Origin of the sequence: Vibrio sp. 10N.261.55.C5 (assembly GCF_041470505.1) — a bacterium.
Lineage (GTDB): Bacteria > Pseudomonadota > Gammaproteobacteria > Enterobacterales > Vibrionaceae > Vibrio > Vibrio crassostreae_C.
Window position 1 is genome coordinate 1 of record NZ_JBFRMS010000090.1, and the last position, 1,169, is coordinate 1,169.

At 49.1% G+C, this 1,169-nt stretch carries 1 protein-coding gene; it reads right to left on the minus strand.

Annotation, left to right across the window (positions count from 1 at the left end):
* The coding region (tnpC, locus tag AB4263_RS22800) for an IS66 family transposase (RefSeq protein ID WP_372098939.1) at positions 1-1,102 on the minus strand (1,102 nt) is incomplete at its 3' end.
* Positions 1,103-1,169: the final 67 nt, after the last annotated feature.

A 1,169-nucleotide genomic window follows, 5' to 3' on the forward strand; every position in this document is an offset into this window, starting at 1 on the left:
ATTCTATCCCGTAGAGTTTTTGGATTTTAGCCAGCGCCTTATCAGCCTTGCCTGATTTACCTTTCCCTTGAAGCTTCTTCGCATCCATGAACTTGCGACGAGCATGCGCTAAGCACCCTACCTTGGTGACGTGATGAAGTCCATCATAAGCCGCGTAGCCATCGGTTTGTAGATAACCGTTGTAGTCACCTAAAAAGTCCACGGGACACGCCCTCGCGCGACTGTTTTGATAGTCGTACAAGGCAATATTTTTCACATTCGGCAGTGCCGCTTCGGGTGAGTCAGCGCCTGAGCAGTAGAGCCACATATAACACTGCTTCTCTTCTTTGAGCACATTGAGCGGCGTTTCATCCGCTTGAACCACCACTTGTTGAAGTAGGTGCTCTTTCAAGGCGGCATACAGCGGGGCGAACTTCTCACTGACTTGGATGACCCACCTAGCCATGGTGGTACGTGATAGCTCGATACCCGACTGGGTAAACAGCGATTCTTGACGATAAAGTGGCATCGCGTATTGGTATTTTCCAAGAATGATGTTGGTCAGCAAACTTTCTGTGGCGAAGCTTTTAGGGATGAGGCTCTGAGGGGATGGCTTCTGAACGATTCGGCTGCTGTCGCCTGTTTTCTCGCACTGGCGGCAAGCGTACTTAGGACGAACATATTCCAACACTTTGAGTACCGCTGGCGTGAACTCTAGCTTCTCGCTGCGGTCTTCCCCGATTTTATGCAGGCTATGATTGCAGCAAGCGCACTGCTTTTCATGGTCGTCTACATCAAGTTCGATAACCTCACGAGGCAAGGTCTTAGGCAGAGGTTTACGTTTACCGCGCTTTTTCGTTGTGGTCGTGGTTGTCACCTCAACCTCGTCTTCTTTAACGGCTTCACATTCCGCTTCGTTGAAGAGGTCACCTTGTGATTCATCGTAAGGCTTTAATGCCTCCGAGCGTTTCGCGAACTGACGGTCGAAGGCGAGTTTGAGTTGTTCAAGCAGCGATTGGCGCTCTTGTTTCCACTCATTTTTCTCCGACATCAGAGCAGCTACCATCGCTTGTAGCTCGGCAACATCTTGGCTTTCTGGGTCGATATTTGGCGTCTTTTTCATAGCATTGATTATACTAAAATCGTGCCGTTAACGCTTGGAGAATAAGGCTTTATTCTCGATTAACTCA